This is a genomic window from Methylobacterium sp. GC_Met_3 (assembly GCF_026540775.1).
Taxonomy (GTDB): domain Bacteria; phylum Pseudomonadota; class Alphaproteobacteria; order Rhizobiales; family Beijerinckiaceae; genus Methylobacterium.
In genome coordinates this window covers 43,603-58,671 of sequence record NZ_JALNUL010000028.1, presented here as the reverse complement: position 1 = coordinate 58,671, position 15,069 = coordinate 43,603, and the positions used below count along the sequence as shown (strand labels likewise).

Annotated in this window: 15 protein-coding genes and 2 pseudogenes; 9 read left to right on the top strand and 8 right to left on the bottom strand. The window is 69.1% G+C overall.

Annotated elements, in window-relative coordinates; translation table 11 throughout:
• The coding region (locus OXS27_RS23480) for a DNA translocase FtsK 4TM domain-containing protein (RefSeq protein ID WP_267359018.1) at positions 1-1,446 on the bottom strand (1,446 nt) is incomplete at its 3' end.
• Positions 1,447-1,614: 168 nt separating this feature from the next.
• Here OXS27_RS23480 and mtnA point away from each other — a divergent pair.
• A complete protein-coding gene (gene mtnA, locus OXS27_RS23475; RefSeq protein WP_267359010.1) occupies positions 1,615-2,715 on the top strand; it encodes an S-methyl-5-thioribose-1-phosphate isomerase in 1,101 nt (366 codons plus the stop codon).
• A gap of 6 nt (positions 2,716-2,721) precedes the next feature.
• Here mtnA and OXS27_RS23470 read toward each other — a convergent pair whose 3' ends face one another.
• Genes OXS27_RS23470 through pth form a run of 6 tightly spaced genes read right to left on the bottom strand, consistent with a single transcriptional unit; the run spans position 2,722 to position 7,267 of the window.
• Positions 2,722-3,765, bottom strand: a complete 1,044-nt coding sequence (locus tag OXS27_RS23470; protein ID WP_243919759.1) for an aldo/keto reductase — start codon at positions 3,763-3,765, stop codon at positions 2,722-2,724.
• 58 nt (positions 3,766-3,823) lie between these two features.
• Positions 3,824-4,813 (bottom strand): MaoC/PaaZ C-terminal domain-containing protein, encoded by a 990-nt coding sequence (locus tag OXS27_RS23465; protein ID WP_267359008.1) that lies wholly within the window; start codon positions 4,811-4,813, stop codon positions 3,824-3,826.
• A 20-nt stretch (positions 4,814-4,833) separates the two neighbouring features.
• Entirely contained in the window at positions 4,834-5,931 is a 1,098-nt protein-coding gene (ychF, locus tag OXS27_RS23460) for a redox-regulated ATPase YchF (protein ID WP_267359006.1), read from the bottom strand.
• Positions 5,932-5,940: 9 nt separating this feature from the next.
• A complete protein-coding gene (locus OXS27_RS23455; RefSeq protein ID WP_243919749.1) occupies positions 5,941-6,390 on the bottom strand; it encodes a PIN domain-containing protein in 450 nt (149 codons plus the stop codon).
• Entirely contained in the window at positions 6,380-6,613 is a 234-nt protein-coding gene (locus OXS27_RS23450) for a hypothetical protein (protein WP_267359004.1), read from the bottom strand. The genes OXS27_RS23455 and OXS27_RS23450 overlap by 11 nt, the downstream gene beginning before the upstream one ends.
• Positions 6,614-6,658: 45 nt before the next feature.
• On the bottom strand, positions 6,659-7,267 hold the full coding sequence (gene pth, locus OXS27_RS23445; protein ID WP_267359002.1) for an aminoacyl-tRNA hydrolase: 609 nt from the start codon (positions 7,265-7,267) through the stop codon (positions 6,659-6,661).
• A gap of 276 nt (positions 7,268-7,543) precedes the next feature.
• Here pth and OXS27_RS23440 point away from each other — a divergent pair, with 276 nt between their 5' ends.
• A complete protein-coding gene (locus OXS27_RS23440) occupies positions 7,544-7,777 on the top strand; it encodes a hypothetical protein (RefSeq protein ID WP_267359000.1) in 234 nt (77 codons plus the stop codon).
• A gap of 29 nt (positions 7,778-7,806) precedes the next feature.
• On the opposite strand, the gene OXS27_RS23435 is transcribed toward OXS27_RS23440, so the two are convergent.
• Positions 7,807-10,050 carry an FUSC family protein gene (locus tag OXS27_RS23435; protein WP_267358998.1) on the bottom strand — a complete coding sequence of 748 codons (2,244 nt, stop codon included), beginning with the start codon at positions 10,048-10,050 and terminating at the stop codon, positions 7,807-7,809.
• A gap of 1,295 nt (positions 10,051-11,345) precedes the next feature.
• Between OXS27_RS23435 and OXS27_RS23430 the strand changes: the two genes are divergently transcribed.
• The 7 genes and pseudogenes from OXS27_RS23430 to OXS27_RS23400 form a co-directional block, all read left to right on the top strand.
• Complete coding sequence (locus OXS27_RS23430; protein ID WP_267358996.1) at positions 11,346-11,789, top strand: hypothetical protein; 444 nt, start codon at positions 11,346-11,348, stop codon at positions 11,787-11,789.
• On the top strand, positions 11,789-12,181 hold the full coding sequence (locus tag OXS27_RS23425; RefSeq protein WP_267358994.1) for an HNH endonuclease signature motif containing protein: 393 nt from the start codon (positions 11,789-11,791) through the stop codon (positions 12,179-12,181). Before OXS27_RS23430 ends, OXS27_RS23425 begins: the two co-directional genes overlap by 1 nt.
• Before the next feature lie 386 nt (positions 12,182-12,567).
• A complete protein-coding gene (locus OXS27_RS23420) occupies positions 12,568-13,143 on the top strand; it encodes a ParB N-terminal domain-containing protein (RefSeq protein WP_267358992.1) in 576 nt (191 codons plus the stop codon).
• 171 nt (positions 13,144-13,314) lie between these two features.
• Entirely contained in the window at positions 13,315-13,482 is a 168-nt protein-coding gene (locus OXS27_RS23415) for a hypothetical protein (RefSeq protein WP_267358990.1), read from the top strand.
• Positions 13,483-13,500: 18 nt separating this feature from the next.
• The gene (locus OXS27_RS23410) at positions 13,501-13,842 is read left to right on the top strand and encodes a hypothetical protein (RefSeq protein ID WP_267359020.1); all 342 of its coding nucleotides are present in this window, start codon (positions 13,501-13,503) and stop codon (positions 13,840-13,842) included.
• Positions 13,760-14,379 (top strand): annotated as a pseudogene (locus tag OXS27_RS23405) (IS630 family transposase); the annotation flags it as partial. The gene OXS27_RS23410 and the pseudogene OXS27_RS23405, both read left to right, overlap by 83 nt.
• Positions 14,380-14,388: 9 nt before the next feature.
• Positions 14,389-15,036 (top strand): annotated as a pseudogene (locus OXS27_RS23400) (HlyD family type I secretion periplasmic adaptor subunit); the annotation flags it as partial.
• Positions 15,037-15,069: the final 33 nt, after the last annotated feature.

Genomic DNA, 15,069 nt, shown 5'->3' with positions numbered 1-15,069 from the left:
CGTGGAGGCCAGCAACTCGCGTAAGTACACCGTCTCACGCTTGGTGTTCGGCAATTCGATGCCGATGGCGTTGCGGCCGGGCACGACCGCGACGCGGGCCGAGACCGCCGACATCGACCGGGCGATGTCGTCGGCCAGCGCGATCACGCGGCTGGACTTGGTGCCGGGGGCGGGCTCGAGCTCATAGAGGGTGACGACCGGGCCCGGCCGCACCGCCAGGATGTCGCCGCGCACGCCGAAATCGCCGAGCGTCGCCTCCAGCAGGGTGGCGTTCTGCTCCAGGGCATCCGCCGGGACCTGGCTGGCCTGCGACGGGCCGCGGGGGGCCGCCAGCAGGTCGAGGGCGGGCAGGGCGTAATCCTCGGGTCTCAGCGCGGGGGCTGGGCCGCGGCGGGCCGGCACCGGCGCGGCGGCCGGCGGGGCGACCCGGGACGCAGTGGGCTCGGGCTGAGGCGGCTGGGGACGCTGCGGCGTGCGCGGGGAGCGCGGCGCGGCCTCGAACGCGTCGGCCTCGTCGTGCGGCGCCACGGCGTGGTCGGGCTCGCCCTCGGCGGGCGGGACGCCCGGCGCGTCGAAGACGGGCTCGCGCCGGCCGGGCCCCGGCTGAGCGTCCGCGGGGAGGTGGTCGGCCCAGGGCAGGTCCGCATCCGTGAAGGCGCGCCGGGCCGCGAGCGCTGGCGAGGCGCCGTCGAACGGTTCGGCCCGGCCCGCGCGCCATCCGGCGATCTTGTCGGAAGCCGCGAGGCGGAGCCGCATCAGGCCCTGCGCCAGGGCGCCGATCCCCACGAGGCCGAGGCCCGGCTCGTCGGTATCGTCGCGAGACCGGACCGGCACACGCCGGACGGGATAGGGCTCGTCTTGGAACGCGTCCTCCTCGACAAGGCCGAAGCGGCAGGCGCCGGTGAGGCTCAGGATCGCCACCGCGGCGTAGCCGAACCCGACGAGGTGGGCGGCGGCCGACGAGACCGCGCCGACGATCACCCGGGCCATCGACAGCAGCCCGTCGCCGGCCACGCCCCCGAGGCCGGTGGGCAGCGGCCAGCGCGTCGTGGGCGGCAGCGCGCTCGCCACCGCGCTCGCCGCGCAGAAGCCAATGATCCAGAGCGCGATGCGCATCCCCCCGTCGGGCAGGTTGCGCTCGCGCATCAGCCGCACGCCCCAGAGGGCCGGGGGCAGCACGAAGGCGAGCGATCCGAGGCCGAGGATCTGCATGCAGAGATCCGCCACCACGGCGCCCGGCTGGCCGAGCACGTTGTGGGCGGCATGGTCGGTGGCGTGGTTGAGGCTCGGGTCGTCGATCGACCACGTGGCCAAAGCCACGGTCAGCGCCACGGCGCCGGTGAACAGCACAAGGCCGCCGAGTTCCGTCAGGCGCTTGCCCAGGAATGGGCGGACGCTGTCGACGAAGGTGTCGTAGGGCGATGCGGGACGGCGAAGCGAGCGCATGCGGGACCGGACGCGGAGCGGGAACTTACCCCTGAGGCTAGGCATGGCCGCCTTAACGAGCCGCTAAGGTTGAGGAAGCCTGACCGGCCTCTGGTTGCCCGTCCCCAGGCGGGTGCGGTGCCGTTCCGAAGGGTGCAAACCGCGTTGTGCTGTGGCACAGGTTCGGCCATGAACATCGACGGCCAGCCCTACCGCACGATCTTCCCGGACCCGGACGGCGTCAGCGTCCAGGTGATCGACCAGACGCGCCTGCCCTTCGCGTTCGAGCTGAAGCGCGTCGCGACGCTGGACGACGCAGCCGTGGCGATCCGCACCATGATCGTCCGCGGCGCGCCCCTGATCGGCGTCACCGCGGCCTACGGGCTGGCGCTCGCCATGCGGGCGGATGCCTCCGCGGAGGGCATCGACCGCGCGGTGGCGACGCTTGCCGCCACGCGGCCGACGGCGATCAACCTGCGCTGGGCGCTGGACCGGGTCGCCGCCAACCTGCGGCAGGTCCAGCCGGGCGAGCGCTTCGACCGCGCCTTCGCGGAGGCCGGCCGCATCGCCGAGGAGGATGTCGCGAGCTGCCGTGCGATCGGCGCCCATGGCGGCCGGATCATCGCCGACCTGTACAAGGCCAAGGGTGGCGGTCCGATCACGGTATTGACCCACTGCAACGCCGGCTGGCTCGCCACCGTGGATTGGGGCACGGCGCTGGCGCCGGTCTACGCTGCCCACGCGCAGGGCGTGCCGGTCCACGTGCTGGTCGACGAGACCCGCCCGCGCAGCCAGGGGGCGGCGCTGACCGCGTTCGAGCTGCACGGCCACGGCGTGCCCCACACGGTGATCGCCGACAATGCCGGCGGCCATCTGATGCAGCACGGGCAGGTCGATCTGTGCATCGTCGGCTCGGACCGGACCACGGCGCGCGGCGACGTCTGCAACAAGATCGGCACCTACCTGAAGGCGCTGGCCGCCTACGACACCGGCGTACCATTCTACGCGGCGCTGCCGTTCTCGACGATCGATTGGACGCTGCAGGACGGCGTGAAGGAGATCCCGATCGAGGAGCGCGACGGGCGCGAGGTCACCCACATGACCGGCCGGCTCGCGGATGGCGGCTTCGCCACGATCGAGGTGGTCTCGCCGGGCAGCCCCGTGGCCAACCCGGCCTTCGACGTGACGCCGGCGCGGCTGGTGACCGGCATCATCACCGAGCGCGGCGTGTGTGACGCGAGCGCCGAGGGGCTGTACGGGCTCTATCCGGAGCGGCGCAAGGCGGCGTGAGCCGTCTTACCGCACACCTGGCCGGCCCGATTCCGCGAGCTGCTGCGCCCGGGCGCCCTGGCGCTCGAACATCCAGCCCGGATACTCCGCCGGCAGGGCGCTCACCGCGTCGAGGGCGTCGAGTTCCTCGCCAGTGAGGCTGAGTTCGGTCGCCGCGATGTTGTCCTCCAGCTGATCGAGGCGCTTGGCCCCCACGATGACGCTGGTCACCGCCTTGCGGTGCAGAAGCCAAGCCAGCGCCACCTGGGCCACAGAGACGCCGCGCGCCTCCGCGACAGTCCGCATCGCGTCGATGCAGGCTTCGGCCCGGGGCCGGTCAACCGGCGGGAAATCGAAGCTTGCGCGCCGGCCCTCGCCGGCGCCGCCCGCATACTTGCCGCTGAGCAGGCCGCCGGCCAGCGGGCTCCAGACCAGAAGGCCCAGCCCCTCCGAGTGCAGCATCGGGACGATCTCGCGCTCCAGGTCGCGGCCCGCGATGGAATAGTAGGCCTGCAGGGTCTCGAAGCGGGCAAGCCCGGCCCGTGCGCTGATCCCCAGCGCCTTCACGATCTGCCACGCCGCCCAATTCGAGACACCGACGTAGCGGACGTGGCCGTGCTGCACGAGGATGTCCAGCGCCCGCACCTGCTCCTCGATCGGCGTCGCCGGGTCGAAGCCGTGGATCTGGTAGAGGTCGATATGGTCGAGCTGGAGCCGCTTGAGGCTCGCCTTGCAGGCGTCGATCAGGTGCAGGCGCGAGGCGCCCTTGGCGTTGGCGCCCGAGCCGGTCGGCCCGTAGCCCTTGGTGGCGACGACGACGCTGTCGCGCGGGACCTTGAGGTCGCGCAGAGCCTGGCCGGTGATCTCTTCCGACAGCCCTTCGGCATAGACATCGGCGGTGTCGATGAAGTTGATCCCAGCCTCGAGCGCCCGCCCGACGAGGCGCTCGGCCTCCGCTTGGTCGAGGGCGCCGATCTGGCGCCACATCCCGGCCCCACCCCCGAAGGTCATGGTGCCGAGGCAGAGTTCGGAGACGAACAGCCCCGTGTTGCCGAGCTTCTTCTGGTACATGCCTGCCTGATTCCGTCCGTGTCGTGACTGTCAACGCCCGGGGCGGGGCCCGGTGCGCTCAGGGCTCCCAGCGATGAAACACGGTGCTGTCGAAAGAAAAGACCGGCTCGCCGCGCTGGTTCACCCCGGTGTTGCGGGCGAAGGCCAGCCCCCAGCGGGGCCGCGAGGCCGAGGCGCGCTTGTCGGTCAGCTTGGCGCTGAACCGCACCGTGTCGCCCGCATAGACGGGCTTGAGCCAGCGCAGGTTCTTGAAGCCGGGGGAGGGGCCTGCCTCGGGCACGGGGCCGCGCGCGGCGGTGTAGGCTTCGTCGCGGGCACGGGTGGTCAGCAGCCGGTTCATGTAGGCGGCGGCCGTGTGCCAGCCGGAGGCGCAGAGCCCACCGAAATGGCTGCGCTTGGCCGCCTCGGGGTCGAGGTGGAACGCCTGCGGGTCGTAGGCCCGGGCGAACGCGATGATCGCCTCGGCGCTGAACGGGTAAGGGCCGAGATCGCGGGTCGATCCGATCTCTGCATCCCGCAGGAACGGCAGGATCTCGGCATCCTCCGGCTCCGTCACGGGCGCTGGCTCGCCGATCTCGACCGGCCGCGGCGGCAGGGGATCGGTGCCGCGACGGGCCAGCATGAAGGTGAAGCGCTGGGTCAGCACCGTTTCGCCGCGCTGATTGCCGAGGGCGACCTCCGCGGTCACGAAGCCGAGCCCGGGCTTCGAGGCCGAGTCCCGCAGTCCCAGCACCCGGAAGGTCAGCGTCAGGGCATCGCCCGGCAGCACCGGCACCCGCCAGCGCAAATCGTCGATCCCCGGCGCGCCGAGCGACGAGCCGCCCCGGAACGGCCCCTGCTGGAGCAGCCGCATACCGAGCGCGGCCGTATGCCAGCCCGAGCCGATCAGTCGGCCCGCGAAGGTCCCTGCCGCCGCCGCCTCGTCGAGGTGGAACCGCTGGAAATCGAACGCCTTCGCGTAGCCCACGATGTCGTCGCGGGTGACCGTCAGCGGCTCGCCGACGATCACGTCACCGACGGAAAAGTCTTCGAGGGCGGGATCGGACATGGCGGGCGGTCCAGGGATGATTAGTTGGCGAAGCGGAAGTGCAGCACGTCGCCGTCCTGCACCACGTAGTCCTTGCCCTCCAGCCGAAGCTTGCCGGCGTCCCGGGCCCCAGCCTCGCCGTTCAGCGTCGTGTAGTCCTTGAACGCGATGGTCTCGGCGCGGATGAAGCCCTTCTCGAAATCCGAGTGGATCACGCCCGCCGCCCCCGGCGCGCGGGTGCCCTTGGTGATCGTCCAGGCCCGGGCCTCCTTGGGACCGACCGTGAAGTAGGTCACGAGGCCCAGGAGATCGTAGCCCGCGCGGATCACCCGGTTGAGGCCGGGCTCGGCAAGCCCCACAGCCTCCAGGAACTCGGCCTGGTCGGCCTCGGGCATCACGGCGATCTCGCTCTCGATCTTGGCCGAGACCACCACCGCGATGGCGCCCTCGGCCTTGGCGCGGGCGAAGACCGCGTCCGAATAGGCGTTGCCCTTGTCGGCATCGCCTTCATCGACGTTGCAGACGTAGAGGACAGGCTTGGCGGTCATCAGGCCGAGCGACTGGAACAGCTTCTCCTCGTCGGGCTTGCGCTCCACGAGGCGGGCAGGCTTGCCCTCGCGCAGCAGCGGCAGGGCGCGGTTGACGAGGTCGAGGCTCTCCTTGGCCTCCTTGTCGGCGCCCTTGGCCTTCTTCTCCAGGGCGACGGCCCGGCGCTCCAGGCTGTCGAGGTCGGCCAGCATCAGCTCGGTCTCGATGGTCTCGATATCGGCGGCCGGATCGACCTTGCCCTCCACGTGGGTGACGTCGCCGTCCGTGAAGCAGCGGACCACGTGGGCGATGGCGTCGACCTCGCGGATATTGGCCAGGAACTGGTTGCCCAGGCCCTCACCCTTGGAGGCGCCGCGCACGAGGCCGGCGATGTCCACGAAGGTCAGCCGCGTCGGGATTTTCTCCTTGGAGGCGGCGATGCGGACGAGGTCGTCGAGCCGGGGATCGGGCACCGCCACCTCGCCGACATTCGGCTCGATGGTGCAGAACGGGTAATTGGCCGCCTGGGCGGCCGCCGTCTGCGTCAGCGCGTTGAAGAGGGTCGACTTGCCGACGTTCGGCAGGCCGACGATGCCGCATTTGAAGCCCATGGATCGGTCCTAGTGTTCGGTCACGACGGCCTCGGGGCCGACCATGAAGGGGTTGAGGATGGTGGTGCCGCGGACCGTGCGGTCGTGCTGGTAATCCTCCGAGAGAAGATAGCGGCATCCGGCGCGCATCGCAGCTGCGAGAATGATGCAATCCCACCACTGGAAGGCGGTCTCGGTTCGGATCGACCAAGCCCGCGTGATGAGTTCGAGATCGGTCGCGCCCTGAGAAAAGGGTTGCAGCTCCAATGTCATGCGCCGCATCTCCGCGCTGTCGACGGCGACCTTCCCGCGCAGGACCGCATTGTGGATCTCGCCGATCACCTGCGGACTCACGACGAGGGCCTCGCGGGCCGCGAGCGTTGCCAGCCAGTGCGTGGCCGTCCGCTGCTTGTCCGGATAACGGTCGTCGCGGGCATACAGGAAGACGTTCGTATCGACGAAGACCAGATCAGTCGTCATCGTACAGTTGGTCCGTGGTGGGAGCCTTCCCGTTCTCGTCCAGAACGTGGAGGGGCGGTCCGGCCAGGAAGCGCTCGAGCGCCTCGCGCTGCGTCAGCGGCCGGCCGACGCGCTGCTCGACCGCCTCGGCCACGAAGCGCGACAGGCTCTTGCCGTCGCGTGCGGCCGCGACGCGTGCCCGCTGCAGCAGGGCCTCGCTCATCGTCACGGTGACGTTCTTCATGGCAGCCTCCACGGCCGATCCATATCGTGTTCCCGTGTTTTCGTGTCAATTTTTCGCGCCGAGCGTCTTCACCTCGTCCCAGCCGCGGCCCGCCATGGCGAGGTGGACCTTGTTCTGGAAGCTCGCATCTTCTCCGGCCGCCAGCAGGGCGGCATGGTCGGCAACGGCGTGGCAGAGATCCTCGACCCAGGGCTGCTCGGCCTTGCCGAAATCGTTGAGCACGTAGGCATGCACCAGCGCCTTGTCGCCGGGATGGCCGATGCCGAGCCGCACCCGTCGATAATCGTTGCCGCATTGCGCGGTGATCGAGCGCAGCCCGTTATGCCCGGCATTGCCGCCGCCGAGCTTCACCCGGAGCTTGGCGGGGGCGAGGTCGAGCTCGTCGTGGAGCACGATCACGTCGGCCAGCGGGATCTTGTAGAAGCGCTGGGCCTCCGAGACCGCGCGGCCCGACTCGTTCATGAAGGTCGAGGGCTTGAGCAGGATCGCCCGCTCCGTACCCAGCACCACCTCGGCGGCCTCCCCCTGGAAGCGGTGGCGGAACGGGCCTGCCCGGTGCTGGCGGGCGATCGCGTCGACCGCCAGGAAACCGATATTGTGCCGGTTGCTCGCATAGCGCGCGCCCGGGTTTCCGAGGCCGACGATCAGCCGCATGGTGGTTGCATCCCTTTGAGGCCGCGGTCTGTGGCACGCTTCCGCGCGGGACGCACCCCCACGCCGAATCCTCGCCGAAGCAACCGAATCGCGTTTCCCCGGTGCGCCAGCGCACGGCAGCCCGTGAACCCGAGGCAGACTATCCCCGTTGAGATGTCACATTCGGCCAAGCAAAGCCTGAGTGATCAAGACCGCCGCACCGACGATCTTCCTCACCCGACACGGTTGACCGGATGACTTCCCACTGAAGTCAACCGAAGACGTTCGGAGATCATCATGACCATTCGCATGCTCGCCGCCGCTGCCGCCCTGGTCGCCGCGGTTTCCACGCCAGCCCTCGCGCAGGGCCTGGATTCGAAGCACTCGCCCTATCCCGCCTCGGCCTATTCGGGCTGGGTCGGCAACGCCACGGTGGCGTCGCAGACCCCCGCCGCCTACGGCCGGCCGGCTGCCTACCGCTATGCCGGCCCGCATGCCGGCGGCCCGGCCAACGCCCTGCCGCGGTTCTGACGCGACCGCGATCCGGGTTTCCAAAGGGCTCAGCCCTTCGGTGGGTTCTCAGGGCAGAGCCCTGAGATCTCTGGCCCCGAGATGTTCTCCAGGGCTCCGCCCTGGATCCGCGAAAGGTCTCGACCTTTCGAAACCATAACGGGTGCTCCCCCCCGGATCTCCCCCGGGCGCAGGGTCCCGATCAGCAGATCCACCTGGCTCACGAGCCGGGTGAGCGATTGCCCCCGGTCGAGGGCAGGCTGATCCGGCAGCGGCCGATCCTCGCCCAAAGCCGCCAGGGTCGCGGCAATCCAGGCCCGCCACGGTTCCGCCGAGGGGTCCACGGCCTCGGGGGCGTGCCGCAGCACGGTGAGCCGGGCGCTGATCCGGCGCAGGGTCGCGTCGGCCACCAGGGCGGATTCGACCTCCGGATGGTGGCCGGCCCGGGGCTGCTGCAGGGCCCGCGACAGCGCCGCCTCCAGATCGTTGAGGGCGAGGCCGGTCGCGCGGGCGCCGGCCAGGATCGCCGCCTCCCGCTCCGGCCCGGCGGACGCGCGCAGCACGGCCTCCGCGAAATCCGCGTGGGCCTTGAGCGCCCGGCGCAGTTCCTGGCGGACCTGATCGGGCTCCCAGATCGGCCAGAGCACGAGGCAACTCGCCACCGCGATCACGCCGCCCAGCACCGTGAAGCCGCCCCGCATCGCGACGATCTCCCAGGAGCTGTGGCCGGGCTCCAGAAGCTCCACCAGCAGCACCACGAGGGGCGTCAGGCAGGCGATGAAGAAGCCGTAGGAGATCTGGCGGGCCGCGAAGCCCACGATCGAGAGCACCAGGATCAGCCCCGCCTCGGCGAGCGGGGTCGTGGCGTAGTAGGCCAGCACCGCCCCCACGAGCCCGCCAAGCACCGTGCCGCCGATCCGCTCCAGGGCCCGCTGCCACGTCGCCGCGTAGAAGGGCTGCATGGTCAGCACCACGGTCATCACCAGCCAGTGCGTGAAGGCCCCCGCGTAGCTCAGCGTTGCGGCGAGCGCCGGGGCCGAGACCGCGCTCGCCCGCAGGGCATGGCGCAGGTTCGGCGAGGCCAGGGTGAAGTTGTGCCGCAGCGGCCCGAGATAGCGGGTCCACCGGCCCAGGCTGCCGCCCTCCATCAGCGTGCCGCCGGGCCGGTAGCCCTCCGGGGTCGAAAGCTTGGCGCCGATCCGCACGCGCCCGACGATCCGCTCGGCCAGCCGCGCCAGGGTCGGATCCTCCGACAAGCCCTCAGCCGTCCGGGCGATGGAATGCTCCAGGCGGGCAAGGTCGAGGGCGACATCGTCGCGGATCGCCCGCGCGATGGTCACCAGCAGGGGGCGCAGGCGCCGCAGGACGATCTTTGCGAGGGCCCGGCGGTGCGCATCCGGGCGGCTGTCGATCAACTCCCCGACCGCGATCAAAGCGGAAAAAATCTGCTCGGCGCTCTCCAGGCGCAGCAGCGCCTGGGCGGTCCGGTCCGAGACGCGCTCGCGCGACCGGGCGAGATCGAGGATCATGGTCCGCGCGGTCTCGATGCTCGTGCGGACGCCGCGCCGGTGGCCGCGCGCGTGCCCGTCGAAGGCCTCGGTGTCGGGCTCCGGCAGGGCGACGAGCCGTTCGAGGTCGCCGCACAGCCGCGCGAGGTCGCGCCAGACCTCCGCCACCGCCCGGTGGGCCGGCCGGTAGGGGTGCAGCCGCCAGATCACCAGGGCCAGGAACGTCGCCCAGAGGCCGCCGGCCGCGAACATCAGAACGGTGGTGGCGGCCTGCTCCAGGGTGAGCGGCCGGTCGAGGGCGATGCACAAGACCACCACCAGCACGTTGCCGGCCGCCTGCGCCTGCACGCTCCAGACGCGGGCGTAGGAACAGGCGAAGATCAGCGCGCAGGCCACCGGGACGACGACGGCCAAGCCCAACGGCTGGATCAGGCCGAGCCCGGCCCAGAGCAGGCCGCCCAGCACCGAGAAGGCGGTGAGCACCCGCAGGCGCACCCGCATCGGCCCGCCGTTGTCGCAGAAGCAGGCGAGGTTGGCGGCGAGCGCCATGGTCAGAAGCGGCGGCCATTGCAGCCAGATGTTGATCAGGATGACCACGCCGAACGCGAAGGCGGCCCGCACGCCCTCCACGAGCCGCACGTTCCGCAGATCGAGGCCGGTCGGCAGGCGCCGCAGGTCGGCGCCGGGCCGGTTCACGCTGCCCCGGCCGGCGGCGGTCCGGCGGCGCCGGGCGGGCGCGGGCGGCGAGGCTGGGGGACGGGATGCTGTCGGATTCGGGGCGGACAAGCGCGGTCTCCAGACGCGGGCGTGACGCCCCGGCATGAACCGGTCCCCGGCCTGTCCGGATCCGGCCGGCCGCGCAAGCTGTTTCGTGCGCCGGGTTGGCGGCGACGGGGATGCGCTGGGCACAGTACGACCCCCGGCCCTCATCCTGAGTGCGGAGCCATTGGCGTCAATAATCGGATTGGCATGCGGGTCGACATAGCGCTGATGCCTCGCCCATGTGCCGCTGGACGCAGCCGAGGTTCAACTCTGGACGCGAGGCAACCTGTTCAGCTGATTTTTCAGGGCCTCAAGCAAATCGTGTCAGGCCTCTCGATCGGATTGCACTGGCCCAGCAGAGGCTTGCCGATGGCCACTTGCGCCGAAGCCTGCAGGTCAAACCGGGCGATAACAGGCGCCCTCGGGCCCGGAACAGGCTGTTCGCCCGACGAAATCGCTTCATGCACGAACTCGGGCGGCCGTTTCGCGGCCAGGTGATCCACAGACGGGCAATGGGTGCTGATCTGGCTTCCGGGACGGCGGCAGGCCATCCGGCGATTAGACCTTCGATCGGCCGCCAACCCAGTCTGCAGACATGCCGTCAGGTTAGCGCCTCCCAAGGGGCGTCAATCGAGATTTTACGAGTGTCATCGGCATCGAAGTCGGCCGTTTCGGCCGCGGTATTTTAGATCGAAAGAAAAAACGTGATTTTATCGTCGTTCGACTGGACTTCAGGCACGAATGGAGCCGAAATACTAGTATGGCCAGGCGATCAATCTGCTTGAGTCGCGATGAGGAGAACATGAGCATATATCATCCCAGCAGCGCCACCTGTCCGCCCACGAGATTTTGAGGTTCGGCGGTCGCGCACGCGGAGGTGGCAGGGCGCATGATCTGCGCCACGGCTGTAGCGCAACGGCAGGATAGACCGCCGCTTCGAAATTTCGCTTCGCTGGCGTGGGCCGGCAGGCGGCTTCGCGTCCGCCGTGTCAGGGGTTTACGGCACGGCGATACGAGCGCGCGCATGCCAGTGGGCTGAGGCGCTTTCGCGCCAGCGGCAGAGGTTACCAGCGGTCACGTGTCGCCCCGCAACGCCTACCCGGTGGTGTGCGGGGCCAGGGCAGTGGCGGGGCTGTTCCCGCCGCCCGCTCGAGGCGCACCGCCGTGACCATCTACACCTCAGTCCGAACCAGTTCCCAAGTCCGAATCAGTTCCGCACCCGCATCGTCCCGGGCCGCTCCGGCGCCGGTGCCACCCGGTAGCTCAGCTGCGTGTCCGAACGTTCCGCGCCTCTCCTCACTCGCAGCGTGAGGGCAGACATGTCGAACCGCAGCATCTCCTGGGCCGCCGCCCTGCGCGAGCTCAAGGCTGACCGTGCCGTCCGCTCCCCCGTGCGTGAGGAGCGTCTGCGCACGAGCGTGGGCAGACGCGGTGCGCCGGCGCTCGCCATGAGCGCGTGGCGCGGACAGTCGAGCCGACGCTACGTCGTCGTCGTGCAGCCGCTCGACGCTCCCGACTTGGTCGCCGAGCACGCCGCGGTCGTCCTTGCGGTCGCTCGCGATGAGTGCGGGCAAGCCTCGATCATTGCCGCCCGCGCCTGCGAGACCGGCGATCCCGGCTTTCTCGGTTGGCTCGCGGCCTGCGCCCGGCTCGGCGCGCGCGAGGTGCACGCTTACCGATTAGCCGAGACCACCCTCGAGCGCGCGGCGATCGCCGCCGACTTAAGCGGATCGGCGGCGACAACGGCCGCGGGGGCGGCGTGATGGCGCGTCGGGAGTTCGGCAAAGCGGTGCTGCGTGCCGCTTTCGCCCGCGCGGACGGACGCTGCGAGGGACGGCTTACGGACGGAAGCCGTTGCCCATGCGCGCTGCAGGCCGGCCGCTTCCAATACGATCACATCGTACCGGCCGCGCTGACGCAGGACGTCTCGTTGGAGAACTGTCAGGTCCTGTGCCACCCCTGTCATGCGGCCAAAACCGTGGCCGACGTCGGCGTGATCGCGCGGGTGCGACGGGTGCGCGACCGGCACGTAGGCATTGCCGACCCGCACCGGCGACCATTGCCGGGCGGTAAGGCCAGCGCGTTCAAGCAGTTGATCGGCGGGGGCGTCATCCGCCGCGATACCGGCGAGCGGCTCGATCGGGGTGGGCGATGAAACATCGTCAAAGGTGTCCTCGCCTGCACGAGACATCACAATATCTGTCCGCCATGGCGGCCCGCGTCATCATAACCCCTTTCACAGCGTTTCGGCCCGCCCGCCACGATCCCGCCCTGAGAGCGTTGACTTGAAGTCGGGCCGACATTAACAATCCTGCGTGGAATTCGCTGGTACTCACCTTTTACTCAGGTGAGCCGTCGCGGCATCCGCTTTCCCATAAGAGCTCCTGCGCTGCAGGAGGCCCAGGTATACGAGCTTCGCCTATATTCGGCGAGCGACGACCGACCTGGAACTGACTTTGCCGTGCTGCAGTCTCGAGCTGCGGCCCGCTGAAGCTTGCGTTCCCAGTCGTTTGTCCTTCCCGTCGCGGAGCTCGCATCGCTATGTCTTCATCACCTCCCATCCGGATCCGCCACCGCAGCGCTCCTTTGGGCGCGTCACCCGTTCCGAGCATTGGTGTATCCCCGCCCAAGCCGGGCATCGTCATCACACTTCAGTCGATCACCGACATCCGGCCGTCCAAACAGGTCCTGCGCAAACGTGGCCGCGGTCAAGTCGATCGCTTAGCTGCCAACATCGAGCGCTTCGGCTGCCTCGTACCGATTCTCGTCACCGCTTCGGGAGAGATCATCGACGGCCACGCCATCTACGAGGCCTGTCGACGGCTTAACCACGCGAGCGTGCCTACGATCGTCATCGACCATCTCGCGGACGCGGAGATCAAAGCGCTCCACTTGTCGCTGAACCGCATCGCCGACAAGAGCAGCTGGGACACGGACGCCTTAGCGGCCGCGTTCGCCGATATCCTGGCGATCGAACCCGACCTCATCGCGTTCACCGGCTTTGATCTGCCCGAGGTCGATCTCGCGCTGACGGCATTGAGTCTCGGCGATACCGATCCCATTGATGCTGTTCCGGAGCCGCCGGCCGTGCCGGTCTCGCGTCTCGGTGATCTCTGAACCTTCGCCGGTGGCCATCGGCTGCTGTGCGGCAACGCGCGCACCGGAGACAGTTATGACACCCTGCTCGCCGGGCGGCGCGCGCAGAAGCTCGCGACAGATCCGCCGTACGGGTGCGCCATCCGCGGCCACGTCAGCGGATCGCACGGCGAGTTCATCGAGGGCTCCGACATGAGCGAGGCGGGGGCGGAAGCCTTTTTCGCAGACTTCTTCACGGCGGTCACCCCACATCTCGAGGGCAGTGCGATCGCGGAGATGTTCATCGATTGCCGCGGCATGCACCCCTTGATGAGCGCCGCCCGCGGCGCTGGCCTCACGCACCTCACCACCTGCGTTTGAGACAAAGGCATCGGCGGTATGGGGTCTCTCTACCGCCAACAGGTCGAGTTCGTGTTGGTGATGAAGCGCGGGACGGGCTGGCACATCAACAATGTCGCGCTGGGCCGGCACGGGCGCAACCGCACTACGATCTGGTCGGCCCCCGGCCTCAACGGATTCGGGCGTGATCGGCAGGAGATGTTGGCCCTGCATCCGACCGTTAAGCCGGTCGGGCTGATCGCGGACGCGGACCGCGATGAGGACGCGCCTGCCGGCGACTGGACGCTGTTTGACACCGGCCATTGCCGAGAAGGTCGAGGAGGTTGTGCGCCTTTATATGGATCCGCCCGCCCGCGCCGTGGTGCTGTCCATCGACGATAAGAGCCAGATCCAGGCCCTGGAGCGCACCCGCCCCGACCAGCCCCTTGGCCAGACCACCCAGCCGCTCAGACCCACGACTATACCCGCCACGGCACGACGACCTTGTTTGCCGCCCTCGACGTCCTGAATGGCACCGTGCTCGAGCGTTGCATGCAGCGTCATCGCCACAGCGAGTTCATCCGTTCCCTCAACGCCGTCGAGGCTGCCGTGCCGGCCGACAAACTCGTCCACGTCATCCTGGACAACTATGGCAGCCACAAGCACTTAAAGGTCCGCGCTTGGCTCGCTCGCCACCCACGGTGGACCTTCCACTTCACGCCGACTTCTGCCTCTTGGCTCAACGCTGTCGAGGGCTTCTTCTCCACCCTGATCCGTCGCCGCCTGTAGCAGGGTACCTTTACCGGCGTCGTCGACCTTCAGGTCGCCATCAATCGCTTCATCGCCGAGCACAACCGAAGCCCAAGGCCCTTCATCTGGACCAAGCCCGCCTCTGCGATCTTCGACGCCCTCAGCCGAGCTCCTGAACCATCCGTCTAAGTCAGTGCACTAGATGGCGAGCGGGGCCAGCTCGTCGCCTCGATTGCCTCCGTGAAGGGCAAGATCTCGGAAATCTGTTTGCAGATCCTGCAGGTCGACGCCGAGATGCGGACGGAAGTCGGCAAAGATCTGGCCGACATTCGGAGCAAGTGGTCCGAACTGGTCGAGAAGCGGATCGCGGCGGAGGATCAGCTGCGGCGCGTGGAGATGCGGGCGCCCCAGAACGGGGTCGTGCATCAGATGAGCGTGCATACGGTGGGCGGATTGGTGGTGCCCGCCGAACCCGCGATGCTGATCGTACCCGATGCGGACCGGCTGGCCGCGGAAGTGCGCATGCAGCCGCAGGACATCGACAGCGTGCAGCAGGGTCAGGCTGCGGTCCTGCGCTTCCCCGCCTTCAACGTGCGGACCACGCCCGAGATCGAAGGCCGGGTCTCGCGGCTCTCCGCCGACGTGACTAGCGATCCGAAGACCGGACAGAGCTACTATACCGTGCGCGTGGAAATCCCGGCAGACCAGCTGGAGCGGCTGGGAACCGTGCGGCTGGTGCCCGGGATGCCGGTCGAGGCCAATCTCAAGCTCGGCGAACGTACGGTGATGAGCTACATCCTCAAACCGCTTCAGGATCAGGTATCGAAGGCGTGGCGTGAACGCTGAAGCGTCACGGCATCCTTTATTTGTAGAGTTTAT